Raw genomic sequence first — 21,756 nt, 5'->3', positions numbered from 1 at the left:
CCCGCCGACGCGCGACGACCCGCACCACCTCCCACGACCCCAGAGGACCGAGACGGCCATGGACCAGGCGCTGCACCTCCTGACGATCGCGACGCGTGACCTCGATGCGACACGCCGTTTCTACGGCGCCCTGGGCTGGAGCGCGCAGCTCGACGTCCCCGGCGAGATCGTGTTCTACCGCTCCGCCGGCGGCCAGCTCCTCGGCTTCTTCGAGGAGTCGAAGTTCGTGCGCGACCAGGGAGTGGTGGAGGGGACGCCGGCGGTGACCGGTCTCACGCTCTCCCACAACGTCGGCTCGCCCGCCGAGGTCGTCGCGCTCGTCGAGCGCATGCTCGCCGCGGGCGCCGAGCTCCGCAAGGCGCCCCAGCAGGGTGAGTTCGGCGGCGTCTTCCACGCGCACGTCGCCGACCCGAACGGTCTCGTCTGGGAGATCGCCCACAACCCGGCGTGGCGGGTGCTTCCCGACGGGAGCGTCGACCTCGGCTGACGCGGTTCGCAGCCCGCGGACGCCTTCCCGGCGCACGGTAGACGGCGCCGGGCTCGGTGTCAGGTGCGCGACCAGGTGCGTGCGACGCGCTCGACGAGGGAGCGCGGCGGGTCCTCGCCCCACGCGTAGACGCCGCTGAGGCCGGCGGCGGCCTGCTCTCGCCGCCCGGCGACGACCGACCGGGCGACGACCACCACCGGCACGGCGTGCCGCGCCGCACGGTGCGCGACCTCGTGCACGACGCCGTCGCCCAGCTCGTGCGCCCCGAGATCGTCCGCGACGACGACCACGAGGTCGGCGTCGGCGAGGCGCTCGTCGAGGCCGACGGCACCGGCGACGACGCGCAGCGCCGGCACGAGCCGACCCCCCAGCGCCGCGACGGCGAAGGCCGCACCGCCGCCGCTGCCCGCACCCGGGACGCCGGCGAGCCGACGCGGGCCCGACGCGGCGAGCAGGTCGCGCCCGAGCGGCCCGCCGCCGTCCCGGTCGAGCACCTCGACAGCCGCGGCCACGTCGTGCGCGAACGCACCGAGCGCGCGCTCCAGGTCCTGGGCGGCCGCGTCGTCGACCCCTCGTGCCGCGAGCGCCGCGCTGGCCCCGTGCAGCCCGAGGAGCGGCGAGTCCGTGGCGACCGCCGCGACGAGGTGGGCTCCGCGCAGGGCGTCCCGGGCCGCTCGCAGCTGGTCTGCCACCGGGGCGTCCCCCGTGCCGGCCAGCGCGCGGAGCAGTCCGGCACCGGCGTCATGGCTACGGGCTCCCCCGGTCCCGAGCACGACGCGTCCAGGGCGCCCGTCGACGGTCCGCGCGGCGTCCGCGCCGAGCGCGAGCAGGTGGCCGAGGGCGTCGGACGCCCGAGGGGCCGTCGAGGCGGCAAGGCTGCGCGCGAGACCGCCGGGCGGGCGGCGGTCGGACGTGTCGTCGAGGGTCCCGAGGTCGTCGGTGGCGGGTACCTGGGAGGCGTCCGCGTAGACCGTGCCGGTGCGGACGTCCCGGCGGACCGCGACCGGCACGTCCCGGCCGCCCGGGCCGGGGACCACGCCGGCGAGCAGCTCGGGCGCGACGAGGGCGACGGCGTCGAGGAAGGCCGGTCCTGAGCTCGCGAGCCCGGCGTGCTGGACCCGCACCCCGTCCCGAGGGCGTCCGGCGGTGGCCTCTGCCGTCTCCGCCCACCAGCGCGCGACGTCGCGAGGAGCCGGCACCGACCGCGCGGACGCCGGCTCGCCGTCCCCGCCCGGCCACGCGGGCGCCGGGTCGCCCGCCTCGTCCGGCCACGCGCCGTCGGGCACGGAGGGACCGGTCGACCCGGTGACGAGGACGCGCATGCGGGGATTGTGCCAGCCCGCGGGCGGACGAGAAGGCCGCACGACGGCCCGGGCCGGGCGAGGACATGACGACGACGCGCTGTGCGACGATGGTCCCGTGAGCACTGGTAGCACCTTGCTGGACTCCGGCCTGACCGGTCCCGACGCGGCTTCTCGCGGGAACGGCTCCGGCTTCGCCGAGCCCGCTTCCTCCGCCCTCCTGCTGCTCGGGCAGGGCCGCGACCTCGCGTCCGAGCGCGGCGTCGAGTGCGTCGGTGACCTGCCCGCGCCGAGCGACCCGGACCTCGTGGAGCGTGCGCGCGCGGCGCGCGCGGCGCTGGGCGAGCGCGCGTTCGTCCTCGGCCACCACTACCAGCGCGACGAGGTGATCGACTTCGCCGACGTCACGGGCGACTCGTTCAAGCTCGCGCGCGAGGCCGCCGCACGGCCCGAGGCGGAGTTCATCCTCTTCTGCGGCGTGCACTTCATGGCGGAGAGCGCGGACATCCTCACGTCCGACGCGCAGCAGGTCGTCCTGCCGGACCTCGCCGCGGGCTGCTCGATGGCCGACATGGCGGCGATCGACCAGGTCGAGGACGCGTGGGACGTGCTGGAGGAGGCGGGGATCGCCGACTCGACGATCCCCGTGACGTACATGAACTCGTCCGCGGCGATCAAGGCGTTCACGGGTCGGCACGGCGGCACGGTGTGCACGTCGTCCAACGCGGAGGTCGCGCTGCGCTGGGCGTTCGAGCAGGTGGGTGGCGTCGACGGCACGGGCAAGGTGCTCTTCCTGCCCGACCAGCACCTGGGCCGCAACACGGCGGTGCTCAAGCTCGCGATGTCGCTCGACGACTGCGTCGTGTTCGACCCGCGCAAGCCGAACGGCGGCCTGACCGACGCCGAGCTGCGCGACGCGCGCATGATCCTGTGGCGCGGTCACTGCTCGGTGCACGGACGGTTCTCCGCGAAGAACGTGAGCGACATCCGGGCCGCGGTGCCCGACGTCAACGTGCTCGTGCACCCGGAGTGCAAGAACGAGGTGGTCACCGCGGCGGACCTGGTGGGCTCGACCGAGTTCATCATCCAGACGCTCGACGCCGCGGAGCCGGGGTCGTCCTGGGCGATCGGCACGGAGCTCAACCTCGTGCGGCGCGTCGCCCGCGCCCACCCGGACAAGCAGGTGCACTACCTCGACTCGACGGTGTGCTTCTGCTCGACGATGAACCGGATCGACCTGCCGCACCTCGTGTGGGCGATGGAGTCGCTCGCCGCGGGCCGCGTGGTCAACCGGATCGTCGTGGACGCCGACGACGCGCACTGGGCGCGCGTCGCGCTCGACCAGATGCTGGCCCTGCCGGGGATCTAGCGGCCCGGCGCGACGAGGCCGTCGAGACACCGGCGGCACGCGGAGGTGGGTGCATGAGCACCGGCAACGGGATGAACGTCGGCATCTTCGTGTTCGACGAGGCGGAGGAGCTCGACGTCGCGGGCCCGTTCGAGGTCCTCACCGCGTGGGCGGAGCACTCCGCCATCAAGCCGCACGTCTCGACGTTCTCCTGGGACGGTGGCGGCGTACGCCTCGCGAAGGGTCTGCGGCTCGTCCCGGACCGGTCGGCCGACGACGTCGGGCCGCTGCACGTGCTCGTGCACCCCGGCGGCTGGGGCACGCGCACGCTCCTCGCCGACGGCGCGCACCTCGAGTGGCTGCACGCGATGCGCGCGCAGACGCCCCTCATCGCGAGCGTGTGCACGGGCTCGCTCGTGCTCGCGGCCGCCGGCCTGCTCGCAGGGCGTCCGGCGACGACGCACTGGGCCCACTACGACGACCTCGCCGAGATCGACCCGAGCGTCGTGCTCGACACCGAGGCGCGCTACGTCGACGACGGCGACGTCGTGACGTCGGCGGGCGTCTCGGCGGGCATCGACATGGCGCTGCACCTCGTGGCCCGGCTCGAGAGCCCGGACGTGGCCCGCGCCGTGCGGCGCGCGATCCAGTACGACCCGTCCCCGCCGGTCTAGCAGCGAGCCGACGAGAGCTCAGCCCGCGGTGGAGGACGCGGAGCGTCGCGAGCGGTAGCGGCCGGAGCGGTGCGCCCAGACGTCGAACGCCACCGTGCAGAACGGCGGGACGGTCGCCGCGAGCGCGAGGAACGTGGTCCAGAGCGACCAGCGCACGCGCACCGCGACGGCTGCGGCGAGCGCGACGTAGACCAGCACGAGCCCGCCGTGGACCGGTCCGAAGATCTCGACCCCTCGCTCGGTCGTCCCGGCGACCCACTTGAGGTACATCCCGACGAGCAGGCCCGCCCAGGAGAACGCCTCGGCGATCGCGACGGCGCGGAACGCGCGCACGACCCACGGGTGCCGTGCCGGGTCGGGGGTGGCGGTGGGGCGAGGTGCGGTGCTCGTCGTCGTCACGCCGCGCATCCTCGCACACTCCCGTCGGTACCTGATACCGGTGGTCCGGGATAGTAGCCTGCGACCGTGACCCGCCAGCTCCAGCTCCTCGTCGCCAGCAGGATGCCCCGCAGAGCAGTCCCCGGCCGGGACCCTCTCGACCCGTCGGTGACGCACCTCCGTGTCCACCCCGGCGACCTCGACTTCTACCTGCACGTGAACAACGGCGTGTACCTGCAGATGATGGACGTCGCGCGCAGCAACTACATCGCCGACCTCGGCGGCTTCTCGCTCCTCAAGGGCAAGGGGTGGTACCCGGTGGTCGCGGCGTCGACGGTGAAGTACCGCCGCTCGCTGCAGCTGTGGGACCGGTTCGAGATCACGACGCGCGTGGTCGGCTGGGACGAGCGCGTCGTCTACCTCGAGCAGGTGTTCACGCGCCGCGGCGACCTGTGCGCGCGGGGCCTCGTCGCGGGCCGGTTCCTCGCCCGCGGCTCCGGGGACCGAGTGCCGGCACCCGACGTCGTCGGGCTGCTCGGCGGTGACGTGGTCTCGCCCGAGCTCCCCGACGACGTCGCGGCCTGGGCCCGCGCGCTCGACGTCGCCCACCGCACCTTCTGAGCCCGGAGCTCCCCGCTGGTGGTTCGATGGGCGGATGGGAACCGATCCGTTCGACGCCACGATGGTGCCCGCGCTCCCCTGCCCCGACATCGACGCGGTGCGCGACTTCTGGGTGGACCTCGGGCTCGTCGTCACCTACCGCCAGCTCCGCCCGAACCCGTACCTCGTGGTGCGGCGCGGGGGGTTCGAGATCCACTACTTCGGGCTCGACGGCGTCGCCCCCGAGGACTCGTACAGCACGTGCATCGCGCTCGTCGACGACACCGCGCCGGTGTTCGAGACCTTCGCCGCCGGTCTGCGCGCCCGGTACGGTCGGCTGCCCCTGACCGGCGTCCCGCGCATCACGCGCCCACGCCGCCGCGCCAACGTGGGCGGCACGACCGGGTTCAGCGTCGTCGACCCGGCAGGCAACTGGGTACGCGTCATGCGTGGTGCACCCCCAGGTGCCGGGAGCCCCGAAGGGGACGGCGTCCCCGAGGACCGGCAGGGCCAGCCCGGCCAGCACGGCCAGCACGGCCAGCCCGGCCAGCCCGGTCAGGGGTCCGGCACCGAGGACGACTCGGCCCGCAAGGCCTACGCCGAACGGCCCGCGGGCAGGGTCGCGCGGGCGATCGACGACGCCGTCGTGCAGGCCGACTCCCACGGCGACGCCGTGCAGGGCCGCCGGATCCTCGCGGGCGCGCTGCGGCGTGCGGGCGACGACACCGACCCCGTCGACCACGTGCGCGCGCTCGCCTACCTCGCGGAGCTCGCCGTGCGCACGGACGACCCCGACGCGGCCCGGGAGCACCTGCACGCCCTCGCGGCGCTCGTCCCGACGCTCGACGAGGCCGACCGCCAGGCCGTCGGCACGGAGCTCGAGGACGCCGCCGAGCTCCGCGCGAGCCTCGAGGCCTGAGCCCGGCCCCTCCGCGGGCGCGTCAGCCGACGACGCCGCCGAGCCGCGCGAGGAGCAGCGCCTCGGCGAGCACGACCTTCTCGAGCTCGCCCAGGTGCACCGACTCGTTCGCGCCGTGGGCGCGCGAGTCGGGGTCCTCGACGCCCGTGACGAGGATCGCGGCGTCGGGGAAGACGTCGAGCAGGTCCGCGATGAAGGGGATCGAGCCGCCGATGCCGATGTCGACCGGGTCGGTGCCCCACGAGGTGGCGAACGCCCAGCGCGCGGCCTGCATCGCCGCGGAGTCGGCGGGCGCGAGGAAGGGCTTGCCCTGCTCGCCGTCGCGCACGGAGACGCGCGCGCCGAACGGCGCGTTCGCCTCGAGGTGCGCGCGCAGCGCCGCCATCGCGGCCGCCGGGTCCTGTCCCGGCGCGAGGCGCACGGACAGCTTCGCGGTGGCGCGCGGCGTCAGCGTGTTCGAGGCGTGCGCGACGCTCGGCGCGTCGAGGCCGATGACGGCGATCGCCGGCTTGGTCCACAGGCGCCCGGCGATGCTCCCCCGGCCGGCGAGGACCGTGCCGTCGAGGAGCGACGAGTCCGCGCGGAAGTCGGCCTCCGCGTAGTCGACCGTGGGCTCGGCCCCGACGACGAGCCCGTCCACCGCGACGTCGCCCGCGTCGTCGTGCAGCGTGGCGATCAGGCGGGCGAGCAGCGTGACGGCGTCGAGCACGGGACCGCCGAACATGCCCGAGTGCACGGCGTGATCGAGAACGGCGACCTCGACCTCGCAGTCGACGAGGCCCCGGAGCGACGTCGTGAGCGCAGGCACGCCGATCTTCCAGTTCGCCGAGTCGGCCACGACGATGACGTCCGCCGCGAGCAGGTCGCGGTGCTGCGTGAGGAACGGCAGGAACGTCGGGGAGCCGACCTCCTCCTCGCCCTCGACGAACACGGTGACGCCCACCGGGAGGTCCCCGAGCGTCGCGAGGGTGCGTAGCGCGCCGAGGTGGGCGACGACGCCCGCCTTGTCGTCGGCCGCGCCGCGCCCGTACAGACGGCCGTCGCGCTCGGTCGGGACGAACGGCGCGGTGTCCCACGCGGCGTCGTCACCGGGGGGCTGCACGTCGTGGTGGGCGTAGAGCAGGACGGTCGGCGCGCCGTCGGGCGCGGGACGGCGCGCGACGACGGCGGGTGCGCCCTCGCGCCCGTCCTCGGTGGTCGCGCGCAGCACCTGGACCTCCGGGAGCCCGGAGTCGCGCAGCAGCGCGGCGACGGCGTCGGCGCTCGCCGCGACGTGGGCGGGGTCGAACGCGGCGTTCGAGACGCTCGGGATGCGCACGAGCGCCTCGAGGTCCGCACGCAGGGCGGGGAACAGGCCGGCGACCGTCTCGCGCAGCGTGGTCGCGAAGGCCGGGTCGGTGGAGTCGGGTGAGTTCGTCACGACGAGCACCGTACGTCACGCGCCCGAGCGCCGGCAGGCTCTGCGCCGTCCGGTCCGGTTCCCCGGGCAGCACGCCGGAGGCGGGTGAGGAGGGTGCTCGCTCTCGACTACGCTGGACCCGTGTTCTCCCGCAACAAGTCCGGCGCCACGCCGCCTGCCCCCGACCCCGTCGACGCGGCGGCGGAGATCGAGCGGGCCGGTGGCCCCACGGCAGCCAGCAAGGGCCGCCCGACGCCCAAGCGCAAGGTCTCCGAGGCCGCGAACAAGCGGCCCCTCGTGCCGAACGACCGCCGCGCGGCGGCGAAGTCGGCCCGGGAGAAGCAGCGCGAGATGCGCGACCGCCAGTACCAGGCGATGCAGACCGGCGACGAGCGCTACCTCCCGCCGCGCGACAAGGGCCCCGTCCGCCGTTACGTGCGCGACCACGTGGACGCCCGCTGGAACCTCGGCGAGTTCTTCCTCCCGATCGCCCTCGTCTTCATCGTCATGTCGCTGCTCACGGCCCAGAACCAGGGCCTCGCGTTCGTCACGGTCATGGCGCTCTACGTCATCGTCCTGCTGACGATCGTCGACGCGTTCATCATGTGGCGCGGGCTGCGCAAGCGGCTGGTCCGGAAGTTCGGCGAGGTGCCGAAGGGCACCGTCATGTACGCCGTGATGCGCGCGTTCCAGCTGCGCCGGGCGCGCCTGCCGAAGCCGGTGCACAAGAAGCACGGCGTCTACCCGGAGTGACGGCCGGAACCGTCGGGCGGCCGTCCGCCGGTTCCTCGGGCAACCGTCTCGGCCGATAGGTTAGGGCCATGCCCAACTACCGCTACCTCGGCAACTCGGGTCTCAAGATCTCCGAGATCACCTACGGCAACTGGCTCACCCACGGCTCGCAGGTCGAGAACGACACCGCCACCGCGTGCGTCCACGCCGCGCTCGACGCCGGCATCACGTCGTTCGACACCGCGGACGTCTACGCGAACACGAAGGCCGAGCAGGTCCTCGGCGACGCCCTCAAGGGCCAGCGCCGCGAGTCGCTCGAGATCTTCACCAAGGTCTACTGGCCGACCGGCCCCGCCGGCCCCAACGACTCCGGCCTGTCGCGCAAGCACGTCATGGAGTCGATCAACGGCTCGCTGACGCGTCTCGGTACGGACTACGTCGACCTCTACCAGGCGCACCGGTTCGACACCGAGACCCCGCTCGAGGAGACGATGCAGGCGTTCGCCGACATCGTCCGCCAGGGCAAGGCGCTGTACATCGGCGTCTCGGAGTGGACCGCCGACCAGATCCGCGCGGGCCACGCCCTCGCGAAGGACCTCGGCTTCCAGCTCATCTCGTCGCAGCCCCAGTACTCGATGCTGTGGCGCGTCATCGAGGACGAGGTCGTGCCGACCTCGCGCGAGCTCGGCGTGTCGCAGATCGTCTGGTCCCCGATGGCCCAGGGTGTGCTGTCCGGCAAGTACGTCCCCGGCCAGCCGCTGCCCGAGGGCTCGCGCGCCACGGACGACAAGGGCGGCGCGCGCATGATCCAGCGCTTCATGACCGACGACGTCCTGTCCCGCGTGCAGGGCCTCAAGCCGGTCGCGGACGAGCTCGACCTCTCCATGGCTCAGCTCGCCGTCGCGTGGGTCCTGCAGAACGACAACGTCGCGGCGGCACTCGTCGGCGCCTCGCGCCCCGAGCAGGTCGCGGAGAACGTCAAGGCCGCCGGTGTCACGATCCCGGCCGAGCTCATGGCGCGCATCGACGAGGTGCTCGGCGACGTCGTCGAGCGCGACCCGGGCAAGACGACGGAGGGTACTCCGCAGAAGCGTCCGTCCTGACGCAGGACCGCACGACGTACCGCACGACGCGCGGGGCGCCCGGCCGGGTGCCCCGCGCGTCGTCGTCCCACCGGCCCGGGCGTCGGGCATGCCTCCCTCGCCCGGACCGGAGTCTCACCGCGCCGGCGCGGTCGCCTCCGCACGCGGGACCGGCACCCCGTCCGCCGGCACGTCGCACGACGGCGCCCCATGGGTCGTCGCCTCGTCCCCCGTCGCCTCGTCCCCCGTCGTCCCGTCCACCGTCGCCCGGCGCGGACGACCCGCAGCCGCCAGGCCGCGCGGCGCGAACCAGCGCGACGTGGTCTGGACGATCGGCCCGACCCCGACGGCGTAGGCCAGCGTCGCCCAGCCGAGCGTCCCGCCCAGCGCCCAGCCGATCGACACCACGACGATCTCGATGAGCGTGCGCACGAGCCGCACGGACCGGCCCGTCCGGGCGACGAGACCGGTCATGAGGCCGTCGCGCGGCCCGGGCCCGAGACGCACGCCGAGGTAGGCCGACGTCGCCACGCCGTTGAGCACGACGCCGCCGAGCGCGAGGGCGATGCCCGCGCCGGTGCCCGGCGACGGCACGACCCGCTCGACGAGGGCGATCGCCGGGTCGATGCTCACGCCGATGACCACGACGTTCGCGAGCGTCCCGATCCCCGGCCGCTGCCGCAGCGGGATCCACGCCAGGAGCGCGAGCGCGCTCAGGGCCACGACGACGACGCCGAACGGGAGCCCGGTCCGCTCCACGATGCCCTGGTGGAGCACGTCCCACGGCATCCCGCCCTGGCCGGCGTGCAGGAGCATCGCCATGGACAGCGCATAGCCGAGCAGGCCGAGGAAGAGCTGGACGGTGCGACGGAACGGTGACATGGCCACCATCCTGTGGTCTCATTGGCATCACCTTCTATAGCCAATACAGAGGAAGTGGCCTGATGAGCGTCGCGCGAACGACTCGTGACGAGGTGCGGCCGGCCAGCCGGCCGGCCGCCGCGAGCGCCGGGCTCGACGTGCACCGCCACCTCTCCCCCGCGGCGACCGTCCGGCTCCTCGGACGCTGGCACGCGGGCGGGCCCGCCTACGTCGCGCTCGCGGACGCCCTGCGCGCCGCCGTGCTCGCCGGCACCCTCGCGCCGCACACGAGGCTGCCCTCGGAACGCGACCTCGCGACGGCGCTCGGCGTCTCCCGCACGACGACGGCCGCCGCCTTCCGGCGGCTGCGCGAGCTCGGCTTCGCGCAGTCGCGCACGGGCGCCGGCACCGTCGTCGTGCTCCCGCACGGCGGCCGACGCCGGTCCGCGGCGCGACCCGCCGGCGGCGACGCCCCGGCACCCGCCGGCCTGCCGGGCACCGGGTCCGCCGTCGATCTCGCCGACCTGTCGCAGGCGACGTCCGCGGCCCCGTCGGGGCTGCACGCCGCCTACGGGCGCGCGCTCGAGCGGCTGCCCGAGCACCTGGCCGGAGGCGGGTACGAGCCGTACGGCGTCGCGTCGCTGCGCGAGGCGGTCGCGGCGCGCTTCACGGCGCGCGGCACGCCGACCGACCCCGACCAGGTCCTCGTCACCACGGGTGCCCAGCACGCCATCACGACGCTCGCGGCGACGCTCCTCGGCAGCGGCGACCGGGCCGTCGTCCAGTCGCCGACGTACTACCACGCGATGGAGGCGCTGCGCAGGGCCGGGGCACGTCTCGTCGCGCTGCCCGTCGGCCGCGGTGGACCGGGAGCGGCGCCCGGCTTCGACGTCGGCCTCTTCGAGTCCACCCTGCGGCAGGTGTCGCCGAGGCTCGTCTACCTGGTGCCCGACTTCCACAACCCGACGGGCTACACGCTCACGCCCGACGAGCGCGCGGGCGTCCGCGAGGCGGCGGCGCGCCACCGCGTGACCGTCGTGGGCGACGAGACCCTCACGGACCTGTCCCTGGACACGGACCCCGACGACGAGGGCGACGTCGCGCCGCCTCTCGCCGGGGACGGCACGTCGCCGTACGTCGTGACGGTCGGCTCGGCGTCGAAGTCCTTCTGGGGCGGCCTGCGCGTGGGGTGGGTGCGCGCGCACCCCGACCTCGTCGCTCGGCTCGCCCGCACGCGCCAGTCGGCGGACATCGCGACCGCGGTGCTCGAGCAGCTCGCGGTCGTCGAGCTCCTCGAGGACCGGACGGCGCTCCTCGCCGAGCGCCGCGTCGTGCTGCGCGAGCAGCGCGACCTCGTCTGCGGGCTGCTCGCCGAGGCCCTGCCGGAGTGGCACGTCCCGGTGCCCCCCGGCGGGCTGTCCCTGTGGGCGGAGGTGGGTGCGCCGCTCGCGCACGCGTTCGCGGCGGCGGCCGCCGCCGAGGGCGTGCTCGTCAACGCCGGACCGACGTTCACCCCGGACGGCAGCTCGACCGACCGGCTGCGCCTGACGTTCTCGCGCCCGGCCGAGGACCTCCGACGGGCCGTTCCTCGCCTCGTGGCCGCGTGGGACCGCGTCCGGGCCTGAGCCGACGCGCGATCGCGTCCGCGTGCGACGACGCATGCGCGGGACTCAGCCCGCCCGGAGCTCCACGGGTGCCGTCGCCTGGGCGCCGTCGTGCAGGAGCCGCGCGACGACCGCGCCCCCTGCCGCGAGCGAGCGCCACGACTCCCCGAGCCACTGCTCGGCGTCGAACTGCGTCGTGAAGACCGGGCTCACCGGCGAGCCGATCGGGCGCCCGTCGGCGTCGTCGAGCTCCCAGACCCACTGCGGCCGGATCATCGTGCCTCCTCCGTGTCCGTCCCCGTGCCCGTCCCCGTGCCCCGGACGTTCGCGCCCGGCTCCGGGTGGCGCACGAGCGAGCGGTTGATGCGGGCAGCCCACAGCGGCCCCTGGTAGAGGAAGCCGGTGTACCCCTGGACGAGGTCGGCGCCCGCGTGCAGGTAGTCCCGCGCGTCGTGGGGGGTCGTGATGCCGCCCACGCCGATGATCGCGCGCCCGTCGCCGAGCCGCTCGCGCAGCCGCGCGACGACCGCTCGCCCGCGGGCGAGCACCGGCGGGCCGGACAGCCCGCCCGGCCCGCGGTCGTGGCCGATCGTCGTGTTCACGGCTACCACCCCGTCGAGGTCCAGCTCGTCGACGAGGTCCGCGACCGCGTCGACGTCGTCGTCGGCCAGGTCGGGCGCGATCTTCACGAGGAGCGGGACGCGGCCGACGCCCGCGGCGCCGGTCGAGGCGTCCGCGGCCTCGCGCACGGCCACGAGGATCGGGCGCAGCGACTCCACCTCCTGCAGGTCGCGCAGGCCGGGCGTGTTGGGCGACGACACGTTGACCACCAGGTAGTCCGCGAACGGTGCGAGCAGGCTCGCGCTCGTGGCGTAGTCGCCCGGCGCCTCCGCCGCGGGCGTGACCTTCGTCTTCCCGATGTTCGCCCCGACGATCACCGCGCGGCCGGCGGGCGTGGCGCGCAGCGCCTCGAGCCTCCGGGCCGCCGCCGCCGCGCCCTCGTTGTTGAACCCCATGCGGTTGCGCACCCCGCGCACGTCGAGCTCGCGCCACAGGCGCGGCTTCTCGTTGCCCGGCTGGGCGTGCGCCGTCACGGTCCCGACCTCGACGAACGCGAAGCCCAGCATCGTCAGACCACGGATCGCGCGCGCGTTCTTGTCGAACCCGCCCGCGAGGCCGAAGGGTGCCGGGAACACGCGCCCGAGCACCTCGACGCTGCCGCGCCCCCCGGCCCCGCGGCCGAGGTAGGGCGCGAGCGCGCCCTGCACGACGTCGCGCAGCACGGGCACCCGTCCGGCGGCGGAGATGAGGGTGAACGCGACCTCGTGGGCCCGCTCGGGGTCCATGCGCGTGAAGACGGTGTCGAACAGCAGCGAGTACAGGACGGGGCGGCGGCTCATGCGACGTCCTCCGGGGTGTCGTGGGCGGACGGGCGGGCGGTCCCGCTCGCGGGGGTCGCGTCGTCGGGCATGCTGCTCGGCGGGCCGTCGGGACGCTCGTCGGGCCGGGCGCGCGTGCGCCACAGCCACCACAGGCCGACGAACGGCAGGACGAGCGGCACGTAGCCGTAGCCCTGACCGAAGCCGGACCACACGGTCGCGCGCGGGAAGGCCGCGGCGTCGACGAGCGAGAGCGTCCCGACGGCCAGCACGCCGACGAGCTCGACGCCCACCGCGCACCAGGCGACCCGCCGGGCCACCGGGCCGCCACGAGCCAGCGCGACGGTCGCGACGACGTAGACGACCGCCGCGAACGCCGACAGGCCGTACGCGAGCGGCGCCTCGTGCCAGTCGCGCAGCAGCTGCACGCCGGCACGTGCCGTGGCGGCGACGGCGAAGATGCCGTAGACGACGACCAGGACGCGGCCGAACCCGCTGCCGGTCGAGCGGGGTGCGCTCATCGAGACCTCCGGGTCACGTGTTCCAGATCTGCCAGACCCGCCACTCGAGGAAGGCCACGGTGAGCGCGGCGACGGCGAGCACCACCGAGCTCCAGCGCGTGCGCTCGGCGAACGCCCACAGCGCGGCGACGGGCAGGACGAACAGCGCGGTCACGAGGTAGCCCCACAGGAGCACGGGGTCGGTCGGGGCCGTCCCGGTCGCACCGAGGATCCCGAGGACGACGCACTGGACGAGGATCAGGCCCTCGACGACGCTGGCGCCCCAGAGCTGGCGCAGGACCACCGCCCGGTCCCGGACCACGAAGACCACCGCCCAGCCTGCGAGCGCCACGCACGCCGCGACGACGGCGAGCACGAGGGGAAGGACCACGCCGCCGAGCGTACCGGCGGTCGCGCGCCCGGGCGGAATCCGCCCGGCCGCGGGGTTAGCATCGCCGGTGTGGCTGAACTGACCGTCTCCAGCAAGAATCCCGCCGGTGCCAAGGTCGACGTGCTCGTCGTCGGCACCCACACGTCGTCGGACGGCGTGGCGATCGTCGGGGGCGACCTGCCCCGCGCGGTCGTCGCCGGCCTCGAGGACCTCGCTCCCGCGCTCGGCATCACCGGTGCCGCCGACGAGGTGCGCAAGGTCCCCGCGGGCGCCGACCTCGCGGCCGACGTGCTCGTGCTGGTCGGGCTGGGAGCCCGCCGTGCCGACGGCACGTTCGGCACCGAGGCGCTGCGCCGTGCCGCGGGCGCCGCGGTGCGAGCGCTCGCGGGCACGGCCTCCGTCGCGGTGGCGCTGCCCGTCGAGGACGCCGCCGACGTCGCCGCCGTCGCCGAGGGCGCGCTGCTCGGCGCGTACACCTTCACGCGGTACCGCACGGGCGAGGCCGCGCGCGCCGCGTCGGCGCAGCCGGTGGCGACCGTCGAGGTGCTCGCGGGGAACGCCCGCAGCGCGGCCGTGAAGACCGCCGTCGAGCGTGCGCGCGTCGTCGCGGACGCCGTCAACGCGACGCGCGACCTCGTCAACGCGGCGCCGAACGACCTCTTCCCCGCCGCGTTCGCCGACGCGGCGAAGCAGGCCGTGAAGGACTCCGCGGCCAAGGGCATCAAGGTCACCGTCCTCGACGACAAGGCGCTCGTCGCGGGCGGCTACGGCGGCCTCGTCGGGGTGGGCCAGGGCTCGACGCGCGGGCCGCGCCTCGTCAAGGTTGCCTACTCCCCCTCGCGTCCGGCCGCCAAGGTCGCGCTCGTCGGCAAGGGCATCACGTTCGACTCGGGCGGCATCTCCATCAAGCCCGCGAAGGGCATGGAGGCCATGAAGTCCGACATGGCCGGCGCCGCGGCCGTCCTGAGCACGGTCGTGGCGGCCGCCCGCCTGGGCCTGCCCGTCGCCGTCACCGGCTGGCTGTGCCTCGCGGAGAACATGCCGTCGGGCACCGCCCAGCGCCCGTCGGACGTCATCACGATCCGCGGCGGCAAGACGGTCGAGGTGCTCAACACGGACGCCGAGGGCCGCCTCGTGATGGCCGACGGGCTCGTCGCGGCGGTCGAGGAGAAGCCGGACGTCGTGCTCGACGTCGCGACGCTCACCGGCGCGCAGATGGTCGCGCTGGGCAACCGGGTGTCGGCGGTCATGGGTGCCGACGACGTGCGGGCCGAGGTCGTCGCGTCGGCGCAGTCCGCGGGCGAGCAGTTCTGGCCGATGCCCCTGCCCGAGGAGCTCGGCGCGTCGCTCAAGTCGAAGGTCGCGGACCTCGCCAACATCGGGGACCGGTTCGGCGGCATGCTCGTCGCCGGGCTGTTCCTCCAGGAGTTCGTCGGGTCGACGCCGTGGGCGCACCTCGACATCGCGGGCCCCGCGTTCAACGAGGGGTCGGCGCACGGCTACACGCCCGTGGGCGGTACCGGCGTCGCCGTGCGCACGCTGCTCTCGCTCGTCGAGGGACGCGCCGCACGCTGAGCGCGGAGGACTCGCGCCGGCGTCAGTGCCGACGCTGGCGCGAGTTCCAGTCCCGCATGCGCTGCGGGTACCCCGTGAACCGCACGTTGTAGACGGGGACGCCGAGCGAGCCCGCGACGTCGAAGGCCGTCCGCTCGTCCGGCACGCGCCGTCGCGTCCACTCGCCGGTGGTCGCGATGAGCAGGAGCGTCGCTCCCGTGTCAGGCGTCGGCGGCTCGACGTACGCCTCGACGCCCACGCGCGTGCGGACGAAGTCCTGCAGGTGCGCGAGGGTCGCCCTGCGGGCGTCCGACGAGGCTGCCGGGGACGAGGCCGCGGCCGAGCTCCTGGTCGGACGACGGGAGAACAGTCGTGAGAGCCGGGACACACCGGCAGGGTACAGCGCGGTGCTGGACGGTTCCCGGGCGGGCGCGCGGCCACATCGGCGTGCCGGTCCGCCCGGTCCCCTGCCACGTTCCTGTCTCCATCGTCACAGCCGTCAGGGCCGTCCTCGATTGGGGAGGCGGTGCCCGAGGTGCCAAGATGGCTCCGGAGAACGTTCACGTACCGTGGGCCGGGACCCACCGGTCCCGTCGGCCCGTCGTCGTGCCGTGGACGTCCGACACCGCTCTCCCCTCCCTGAAGGAGTCGCACGTGGCCGAACCCGCCACACCATCCGGCACCCCGTCGGACGTCGTCGTCCTGGGCGGAGGCAGCGCCGGCTACGCGACGGCGCTGCGGGCCGCGCAGCTCGGCCTCGACGTCGTGCTCGTCGAGTCGGGCAAGCTGGGCGGGACGTGCCTGCACAACGGGTGCATCCCGACGAAGGCCCTGCTGCACGCGGCCGAGCTCGCCGACGGCGCGCGAGAGGGCGCCCGGTTCGGTGTCCGCAGCACCTTCGACGGCGTCGACATGGCCGGGGTGAACAGCTACAAGGACGGCGTGGTCGCAGGGCTCTACAAGGGCCTGCAGGGACTCGTCGCGTCGCGCGGCATCACCTACGTCGAGGGGCACGGCCGCCTCGTCGGGCCGGACACCGTCGAGGTCGACGGCACCCGGTACACCGGCCGCCACGTCGTCCTCGCCACCGGCTCGTACTCCCGGACGCTGCCCGGTCTCGAGATCGGCGGCCGCGTCGTCACGTCCGACCAGGCGCTCGGTCTCGACCGGGTCCCGTCCTCGGTGGTCGTGCTCGGCGGCGGCGTCATCGGCGTCGAGTTCGCGAGCGTGTGGAGGTCCTTCGGCGCCGACGTCCAGATCGTCGAGGCCCTGCCGCACCTGGTCCCGAACGAGGACGTGGCGCTGTCGAAGTCGCTCGAGCGCGCGTTCCGCAAGCGCGGCATCCAGTTCTCGCTCGGCGACCGGTTCGCGGGCGTCAAGGAGACCGACTCCGGGGTCACGGTCACGCTCGAGTCCGGCACGACCTTCGACGCGGAGCTGCTGCTCGTCGCCGTCGGTCGCGGGCCCCGCACGGCCGACCTCGGGTACGAGGAGCAGGGCGTCACGCTCGACCGCGGTTTCGTCGTGGTCGACGAGCGCCTCCACACCGGCGTCGGCAACATCTGGGCCGCGGGCGACATCGTCCCCGGCCTGCAGCTCGCGCACCGCGGCTTCGCGCAGGGCATCTTCCTCGCCGAGCAGATCGCCGGCCTCGAGCCGACGCCGCTCGTCGAGTCGTCGATCCCCCGCGTGACCTACTGCGAGCCCGAGGTCGCGTCCGTCGGGCTCACCGAGGCCGACGCCAGGACGACCTTCGGGGACGACGCCGTCGAGACCCTCGAGTACAACCTCGCGGGCAACGGCAAGAGCAAGATCCTCGGGACGAGCGGCTTCGTGAAGCTCGTCCGCCGCAAGGACGGGCCCGTCGTCGGCGTGCACATGATCGGTGCGCGCGTCGGCGAGCTCGTGGGCGAGGGCCAGCTCATCGTGGGCTGGGAGGCGTACCCGGAAGACGTCGCCGCCCTGGTCCACGCCCATCCCACCCAGAACGAGGCACTCGGAGAGGCGCACCTGGCACTCGCCGGCAAGCCTCTGCACGCCCACAACTGACCCCCAACGATCGAAGGAGACCAGGCAGGTCATGTCTGAGAACGTGCAGATGCCGGCACTCGGCGAGTCCGTCACCGAGGGCACCGTCACCCGTTGGCTCAAGTCCGTCGGCGACACCGTCGAGGTCGACGAGCCCTTGCTCGAGGTGTCCACCGACAAGGTCGACACCGAGATCCCCTCCCCCGTCGCAGGCGTCCTCGAGCAGATCCTCGTCCAGGAGGACGAGACCGTCGAGGTCGGCGCGAACCTGGCCGTCATCGGGTCCGGCGAGGGCGGCGGCTCCGCCGCTCCCGCGCAGGCCGAGGAGCCCGCGGCCGAGGAGAAGCCGGCCGAGGAGCCGGCCCCGCAGGCCGAGGACCCCGCGCCCGCTGCCCAGGAGGCTCCCGCGCAGGAGGCCCCCGCGCAGTCCGAGCAGCCCGCGGGCGGTTCGGGTGGCGAGGAGATCAAGCTCCCCGCGCTCGGCGAGTCCGTCACCGAGGGCACCGTCACGCGCTGGCTCAAGGCCGTCGGCGACAGCGTCGAGGTCGACGAGCCGCTGCTCGAGGTCTCGACCGACAAGGTCGACACCGAGGTCCCGTCGCCCGTCGCGGGCACCGTCCAGCAGATCCTCGTCCAGGAGGACGAGACGGTCGAGGTCGGCGCGGTCCTCGCGATCGTCGGCTCGGGCGCTGCCCCGGCCGCGGCGCAGGAGGCTCCGAAGCAGGAGGCCCCCGAGGCGGCGCAGCCGCAGGAGACGCCCGAGCAGGAGGCGCCGTCGGCGCCGACCGAGGCGCAGACCCCGGCCAGCGAGGCGGACGTCCCGGCGCAGGCGGCCCAGGAGGAGGCGCCCGCGACGAGCGCTCCCGCGCAGCCGTCCGAGCCCGCGCAGGAGGCTCCCTCGGCACCGGGGGCGACCCCGGCACCCGCCGCGAAGGCCGGTGGCACGTACCTCACGCCGCTCGTGCGCAAGCTCGCGGCCGACAAGGGCGTGGACCTGTCGACCCTGACGGGCACGGGTGTCGGTGGCCGTGTCCGCAAGGAGGACGTCCTCGAGGCGGCGCGCAAGGCCGAGGAGGCCAAGGCGTCCGCTGCGGCCCCCGCTGCCGCGGCGTCGGCTCCCGCCGCGCCGAAGAAGCCGTCCGTCCCCGCCGTGTCGCCGCTGCGCGGCACCACGGAGAAGACGAGCCGGCTGCGCAAGCTCGTCGCGAGCCGCATGGTCGAGGCGCTCAGCACGCAGGCCCAGCTCACGACGGCGGTCGAGGTGGACGTCACGCGCGTCGCCGCTCTCCGCAACCGCGCGAAGGCGGACTTCAAGGCGCGCGAGGGTGCGAACCTCACGTTCCTGCCGTTCTTCGCTCTCGCGGCGGTCGAGGCGCTCAAGGCCTACCCGAAGATCAACGCGACCTTCGGCGAGGACGAGATCACCTACCACGCCCAGGAGAACGTGGGCATCGCGGTCGACACCGAGCGTGGCCTCGTCGTCCCGGTGATCAAGGACGCGGGCGACCTCAACCTCGCCGGCATCGCGCGCAAGATCGCCGACCTCGGCGCCCGCACCCGGGCGAACAAGGTCGGCCCGGACGAGCTCGCCGGTGCGACGTTCACGATCACGAACACGGGCTCGGGCGGCGCGGTCTTCGACACGCCGATCGTCCCGGTCGGTCAGGTCGCGATCCTCGGCACGGGCACGATCACGAAGCGCCCGGCCGTGGTGACGGACGCCGACGGGAACGACACGATCGGCATCCGCTCGACGTGCTTCATCTTCCTGTCCTACGACCACCGCCTGGTCGACGGCGGGGACGCTGCGCGCTTCCTCACCTCGATCAAGAACCGGATCGAGGAGGGCGCGTTCGAGTCCGAGGTCGGTCTCTGACCGGCACGCTCGTGCGCTGACACCGCGGACCACCGAGGGCCTCCGACCGCACCGGTCGGGGGCCCTCGGCGCGTCCGCGGCGCCGGTGCACGCGACCCGCTCCGCCCCCGTACGGTGGACCCATGGACATCGTGGTGGCCGGTTCGCACGGACTCATCGGCGGCGAGCTGCTCGAACGGCTGCGCGAGGACGGTCACCACGTGCGTCGGCTCGTGCGACGACCGCCGCAGACGAGCGACGAGCACGAGTGGGACCCGGACGCCGGCATCCTCGATCCCGCGGCGCTCGAGGGCGCGGACGCCGTCGTCAACCTCGCGGGCGCAGGGGTCGGGGACCACCGCTGGACGACGGAGTACAAGCGGACGCTCGTCACGTCCCGCACGCGGACGACCGGCCTCCTCGCACGGACGCTCGCCGGTCTCGACCGCCCGGTCCCGGTGTGGGTCCAGGGGTCGGCGATCGGCTACTACGGCGACCGCGGCGCGCAGGTCCTCACCGAGACGTCCGCGTCGGGCGACGGGTTCCTCGCGCGCCTCGTGCGGGAGTGGGAGGCGGCGACCGCACCCGCGCAGGACGCCGGGGTGCGCGTCGTGCACGCGCGCACGGGGATCGTCCTGTCGTCCGACGGCGGGGCGCTGGGCCGCCTCCTGCCGCTCCTGCGGCTGGGGGTCGGCGGCCGCCTCGGGTCGGGCCGGCAGTACTGGAGCTGGATCACCCTGCGCGACGAGGTCGCCGCCCTGCGCCACCTCCTCACCACGCCGGTGCACGGCCCGGTGAACCTCTGCGCCCCGCTGCCCGCGACCAACGCCGAGGTCACGGCCGCGCTCGCCCGCGCGCTGCACCGCCCCGCGGTCGTCGCGGTGCCGTCGTTCGCGCTGAAGATCGCGCTCGGTGAGCTCGCGTCCGACATCCTCGGTTCCCAGCGGGCGCTGCCGACGGTGCTGGAGGCGAGCGGCTTCCGGTTCACCGACCCCGAGCTCGACGCCGCCGCGCGGTCGGTCGTCGACGGCTGAGACGTCCCGGGCGGCCTCAGAGCCGCACCTCTGCGACGCGCCATCCCGCGTCGGTCCAGCGCAGGACCAGGGCGACGGTCGTGCGCGGGGTCGCGGGGACCTGGACCTCGCCGTCAGCGGTTCGCTGGCGGTGGGCGCTCACGGCGTAGTCGACCTCGACGTGCGCCTCGTCCGCGGGTGCGGACGAGGGCTCGGAGGAGGGCTCGGAGGAGGGCTCGGACGCGGTGGCAGGCGTCGGTGACGGTGACCCGGACGCCTGTCGGGCGTCGAAGACCTCCACCTGCGCGTCGAGCACTTCCGTGCCCTCGAGCTCCGCCAGGAACGCCTGCTCGCTCGTCGCCGCGGGCGACCCGGGGACGACCACCGCCGCGAGGTCGCCGTCGCCGCCCGTGACGAGCGCCAGGTGCCGGACGGTGAGCTCGCGGGCGGCGCCGAGCGGGTCGTCCCGGTCCGCCGTCAGGTCCGACGTCGAGCCCGTCCCGGGACCCGTGGCCGCACCGGGCCCCGCCACCCCTGCGTCCTCGGGCATCCCGGCGTCCTCCGGCGTCCCGCCGAGCTGGAGCAGGACGGCGACGAGCGCGACGCACCTCGCGAGGATCCCGACGGCCGTGAGCACCCCCCGCGCGACGCCACCGCGCCCCGGAGCCCCGGGCGTCCGCGCGCGGGCCGAGCGGACCGGACGTGCGCGGGCCGCGTGAGGGCGGACCCGGCGGGCGCGGAGGGCGCCCCGACCTGCGCGGGACGCCGCCCGGGTGGGTGCCGGACCCGCCTCGGCGGTCGTGCCGGCGACGACGGCGGCCGTCTCGCGCCGCCCACCGAGGGCGGCGGCGACGAGCCGCGCCGGGTCGGGCATGACCACGGGGCTGGGCTCGACCGCGTCGTAGCAGCGTGCGGCGAACGTCCCTGCCGCCGGACGGGCCTCCGGGTCCTCGCGCAACGCCCTGACGAGCTCGCCGTGCAGGGCCGCCAGGTCCCGCGCCTCGTCCGGGTCCGCCGGCGTCCCGCCGGACGCAGGATGGCTCGACGCCGGTGGCGGGACGAGCCCGAGGAGGAGTCGCGCCAGGTCGCGCACGTCGTCCGCCGCGGAACCGGCGCTCGGGGTGAGCGGCGGCCGGACGACTGCCCGGCCGTCCGAGGACAGCACGACCGCGCGGGCGTCGAGCGCCCCGTGCAGCCGGCCGGCGCGGTGGAGCGCCGCGAGCGCCTGCGCGACGGGGACGGCCACGGTCACGGCCTCGCCCGCCGTGAACGGGCCACGGGCCGCGGTGAGCTCGTCGAGGCGCAGACCCTCCACGTGCTGGCTCAGGACGGCGAGGCGGCCGTCACCCGTCTCGACGGCGGCGCGCACCGCGACGAGATGCTCGTCACCACCGCGCAGCCCGTGCAGGTGCTCGACGAGCGCGGCACGGGCGCCCGGGTCGTCGGGCACGGCGACGACCTCGATCGTGCAGTCGTCGCCGCCCGCGTCCCGCGCGACGAGGCCCCCGGGTGCGCCGGGGCGCGGCCGCACCTCCCAGCCCGCCGCGGTGAGCGCCTCGACGGTCTGCTCGCCGACGGCCGGACGGTCGGTGGCGTGCGACGGCGAGACAGGCATGGGCCCATCTCACCGTGCCGGGCGTCGCAGGAACGG

Annotated in this window: 22 protein-coding genes; 12 read left to right on the top strand and 10 right to left on the bottom strand. The window is 74.9% G+C overall.

All coding sequences use genetic code 11. The annotated features are described in order from the left end of the window. Positions 1–58 precede the first annotated feature (58 nt). Positions 59–487, top strand: a complete 429-nt coding sequence (locus ACZCLJ_RS01770; protein WP_251151482.1) for a VOC family protein — start codon at positions 59–61, stop codon at positions 485–487. 59 nt (positions 488–546) lie between these two features. Here ACZCLJ_RS01770 and ACZCLJ_RS01765 read toward each other — a convergent pair whose 3' ends face one another. Further along, on the bottom strand, positions 547–1,809 hold the full coding sequence (locus ACZCLJ_RS01765) for a glycerate kinase (RefSeq protein ID WP_463105265.1): 1,263 nt from the start codon (positions 1,807–1,809) through the stop codon (positions 547–549). Between the two features lie 130 nt (positions 1,810–1,939). On the opposite strand from ACZCLJ_RS01765, the gene nadA reads away from it, so the two are divergent. Next, positions 1,940–3,157, top strand: coding sequence for a quinolinate synthase NadA (gene nadA, locus ACZCLJ_RS01760; protein WP_463106336.1), 1,218 nt, complete (start codon positions 1,940–1,942; stop codon positions 3,155–3,157). 53 nt (positions 3,158–3,210) lie between these two features. Further along, positions 3,211–3,810, top strand: coding sequence for a DJ-1/PfpI family protein (locus tag ACZCLJ_RS01755; RefSeq protein WP_463105264.1), 600 nt, complete (start codon positions 3,211–3,213; stop codon positions 3,808–3,810). Between the two features lie 18 nt (positions 3,811–3,828). Here the strand turns inward: ACZCLJ_RS01755 and ACZCLJ_RS01750 are convergent, their stop codons facing one another. Beyond that, complete coding sequence (locus ACZCLJ_RS01750; RefSeq protein ID WP_251151485.1) at positions 3,829–4,209, bottom strand: DUF3817 domain-containing protein; 381 nt, start codon at positions 4,207–4,209, stop codon at positions 3,829–3,831. 66 nt (positions 4,210–4,275) lie between these two features. Here ACZCLJ_RS01750 and ACZCLJ_RS01745 point away from each other — a divergent pair, with 66 nt between their 5' ends. Both ACZCLJ_RS01745 and ACZCLJ_RS01740 read left to right on the top strand, forming a co-directional pair. Beyond that, positions 4,276–4,809: an acyl-CoA thioesterase gene (locus tag ACZCLJ_RS01745; protein ID WP_463105263.1), complete on the top strand. Its 534-nt coding sequence runs from the start codon at positions 4,276–4,278 to the stop codon at positions 4,807–4,809. A gap of 34 nt (positions 4,810–4,843) precedes the next feature. Then, a complete protein-coding gene (locus tag ACZCLJ_RS01740; RefSeq protein ID WP_463105262.1) occupies positions 4,844–5,707 on the top strand; it encodes a hypothetical protein in 864 nt (287 codons plus the stop codon). 22 nt (positions 5,708–5,729) lie between these two features. Here ACZCLJ_RS01740 and ACZCLJ_RS01735 read toward each other — a convergent pair whose 3' ends face one another. After that, positions 5,730–7,127 (bottom strand): M20/M25/M40 family metallo-hydrolase, encoded by a 1,398-nt coding sequence (locus tag ACZCLJ_RS01735; protein ID WP_463105261.1) that lies wholly within the window; start codon positions 7,125–7,127, stop codon positions 5,730–5,732. A 120-nt stretch (positions 7,128–7,247) separates the two neighbouring features. On the opposite strand from ACZCLJ_RS01735, the gene ACZCLJ_RS01730 reads away from it, so the two are divergent. Further along, positions 7,248–7,859: a DUF3043 domain-containing protein gene (locus ACZCLJ_RS01730; RefSeq protein ID WP_251151488.1), complete on the top strand. Its 612-nt coding sequence runs from the start codon at positions 7,248–7,250 to the stop codon at positions 7,857–7,859. Positions 7,860–7,927: 68 nt separating this feature from the next. Then, entirely contained in the window at positions 7,928–8,941 is a 1,014-nt protein-coding gene (locus ACZCLJ_RS01725; RefSeq protein WP_463105260.1) for an aldo/keto reductase family protein, read from the top strand. A 114-nt stretch (positions 8,942–9,055) separates the two neighbouring features. On the opposite strand, the gene yczE is transcribed toward ACZCLJ_RS01725, so the two are convergent. Beyond that, the gene (gene yczE / locus ACZCLJ_RS01720) at positions 9,056–9,802 is read right to left on the bottom strand and encodes a membrane protein YczE (RefSeq protein ID WP_463105259.1); all 747 of its coding nucleotides are present in this window, start codon (positions 9,800–9,802) and stop codon (positions 9,056–9,058) included. 62 nt (positions 9,803–9,864) lie between these two features. On the opposite strand from yczE, the gene yczR reads away from it, so the two are divergent. Further along, the gene (gene yczR, locus ACZCLJ_RS01715; RefSeq protein ID WP_463105258.1) at positions 9,865–11,406 is read left to right on the top strand and encodes a MocR-like transcription factor YczR; all 1,542 of its coding nucleotides are present in this window, start codon (positions 9,865–9,867) and stop codon (positions 11,404–11,406) included. A 45-nt stretch (positions 11,407–11,451) separates the two neighbouring features. On the opposite strand, the gene ACZCLJ_RS01710 is transcribed toward yczR, so the two are convergent. From ACZCLJ_RS01710 to ACZCLJ_RS01695, 4 genes are read right to left on the bottom strand one after another with little or no spacing between them, the layout of a single operon-like run. Beyond that, complete coding sequence (locus ACZCLJ_RS01710; protein WP_251151492.1) at positions 11,452–11,661, bottom strand: hypothetical protein; 210 nt, start codon at positions 11,659–11,661, stop codon at positions 11,452–11,454. Further along, positions 11,658–12,785, bottom strand: a complete 1,128-nt coding sequence (locus ACZCLJ_RS01705) for a quinone-dependent dihydroorotate dehydrogenase (RefSeq protein WP_463105257.1) — start codon at positions 12,783–12,785, stop codon at positions 11,658–11,660. Before ACZCLJ_RS01705 ends, ACZCLJ_RS01710 begins: the two co-directional genes overlap by 4 nt. Next, a complete protein-coding gene (locus tag ACZCLJ_RS01700) occupies positions 12,782–13,285 on the bottom strand; it encodes a hypothetical protein (protein ID WP_463105256.1) in 504 nt (167 codons plus the stop codon). The genes ACZCLJ_RS01705 and ACZCLJ_RS01700 overlap by 4 nt, the downstream gene beginning before the upstream one ends. Positions 13,286–13,298: 13 nt before the next feature. Beyond that, the gene (locus tag ACZCLJ_RS01695; protein WP_463105255.1) at positions 13,299–13,655 is read right to left on the bottom strand and encodes a hypothetical protein; all 357 of its coding nucleotides are present in this window, start codon (positions 13,653–13,655) and stop codon (positions 13,299–13,301) included. Positions 13,656–13,724: 69 nt separating this feature from the next. On the opposite strand from ACZCLJ_RS01695, the gene ACZCLJ_RS01690 reads away from it, so the two are divergent. Beyond that, entirely contained in the window at positions 13,725–15,230 is a 1,506-nt protein-coding gene (locus ACZCLJ_RS01690; RefSeq protein WP_463105254.1) for a leucyl aminopeptidase, read from the top strand. A gap of 22 nt (positions 15,231–15,252) precedes the next feature. On the opposite strand, the gene ACZCLJ_RS01685 is transcribed toward ACZCLJ_RS01690, so the two are convergent. After that, complete coding sequence (locus tag ACZCLJ_RS01685; RefSeq protein ID WP_463105253.1) at positions 15,253–15,597, bottom strand: oxidoreductase; 345 nt, start codon at positions 15,595–15,597, stop codon at positions 15,253–15,255. Positions 15,598–15,863: 266 nt separating this feature from the next. Here ACZCLJ_RS01685 and lpdA point away from each other — a divergent pair, with 266 nt between their 5' ends. The 3 genes from lpdA to ACZCLJ_RS01670 all read left to right on the top strand — a co-directional run bounded on the left by lpdA (position 15,864) and on the right by ACZCLJ_RS01670 (position 20,126). After that, positions 15,864–17,258 carry a dihydrolipoyl dehydrogenase gene (lpdA, locus tag ACZCLJ_RS01680; RefSeq protein WP_463105252.1) on the top strand — a complete coding sequence of 465 codons (1,395 nt, stop codon included), beginning with the start codon at positions 15,864–15,866 and terminating at the stop codon, positions 17,256–17,258. A 31-nt stretch (positions 17,259–17,289) separates the two neighbouring features. Continuing rightward, complete coding sequence (gene sucB, locus ACZCLJ_RS01675; RefSeq protein ID WP_463105251.1) at positions 17,290–19,113, top strand: 2-oxoglutarate dehydrogenase, E2 component, dihydrolipoamide succinyltransferase; 1,824 nt, start codon at positions 17,290–17,292, stop codon at positions 19,111–19,113. Between the two features lie 122 nt (positions 19,114–19,235). Next, entirely contained in the window at positions 19,236–20,126 is an 891-nt protein-coding gene (locus ACZCLJ_RS01670) for a TIGR01777 family oxidoreductase (protein WP_251151499.1), read from the top strand. 16 nt (positions 20,127–20,142) lie between these two features. Here the strand turns inward: ACZCLJ_RS01670 and ACZCLJ_RS01665 are convergent, their stop codons facing one another. Then, positions 20,143–21,720: a serine/threonine-protein kinase gene (locus ACZCLJ_RS01665; protein ID WP_463105250.1), complete on the bottom strand. Its 1,578-nt coding sequence runs from the start codon at positions 21,718–21,720 to the stop codon at positions 20,143–20,145. Between the last annotated feature and the right edge of the window lie 36 nt (positions 21,721–21,756).

The sequence above is a fragment of the Cellulosimicrobium sp. So1_17 genome (assembly GCF_055181235.1).
This window is presented reverse-complemented; position numbering and strand designations above follow the sequence as displayed.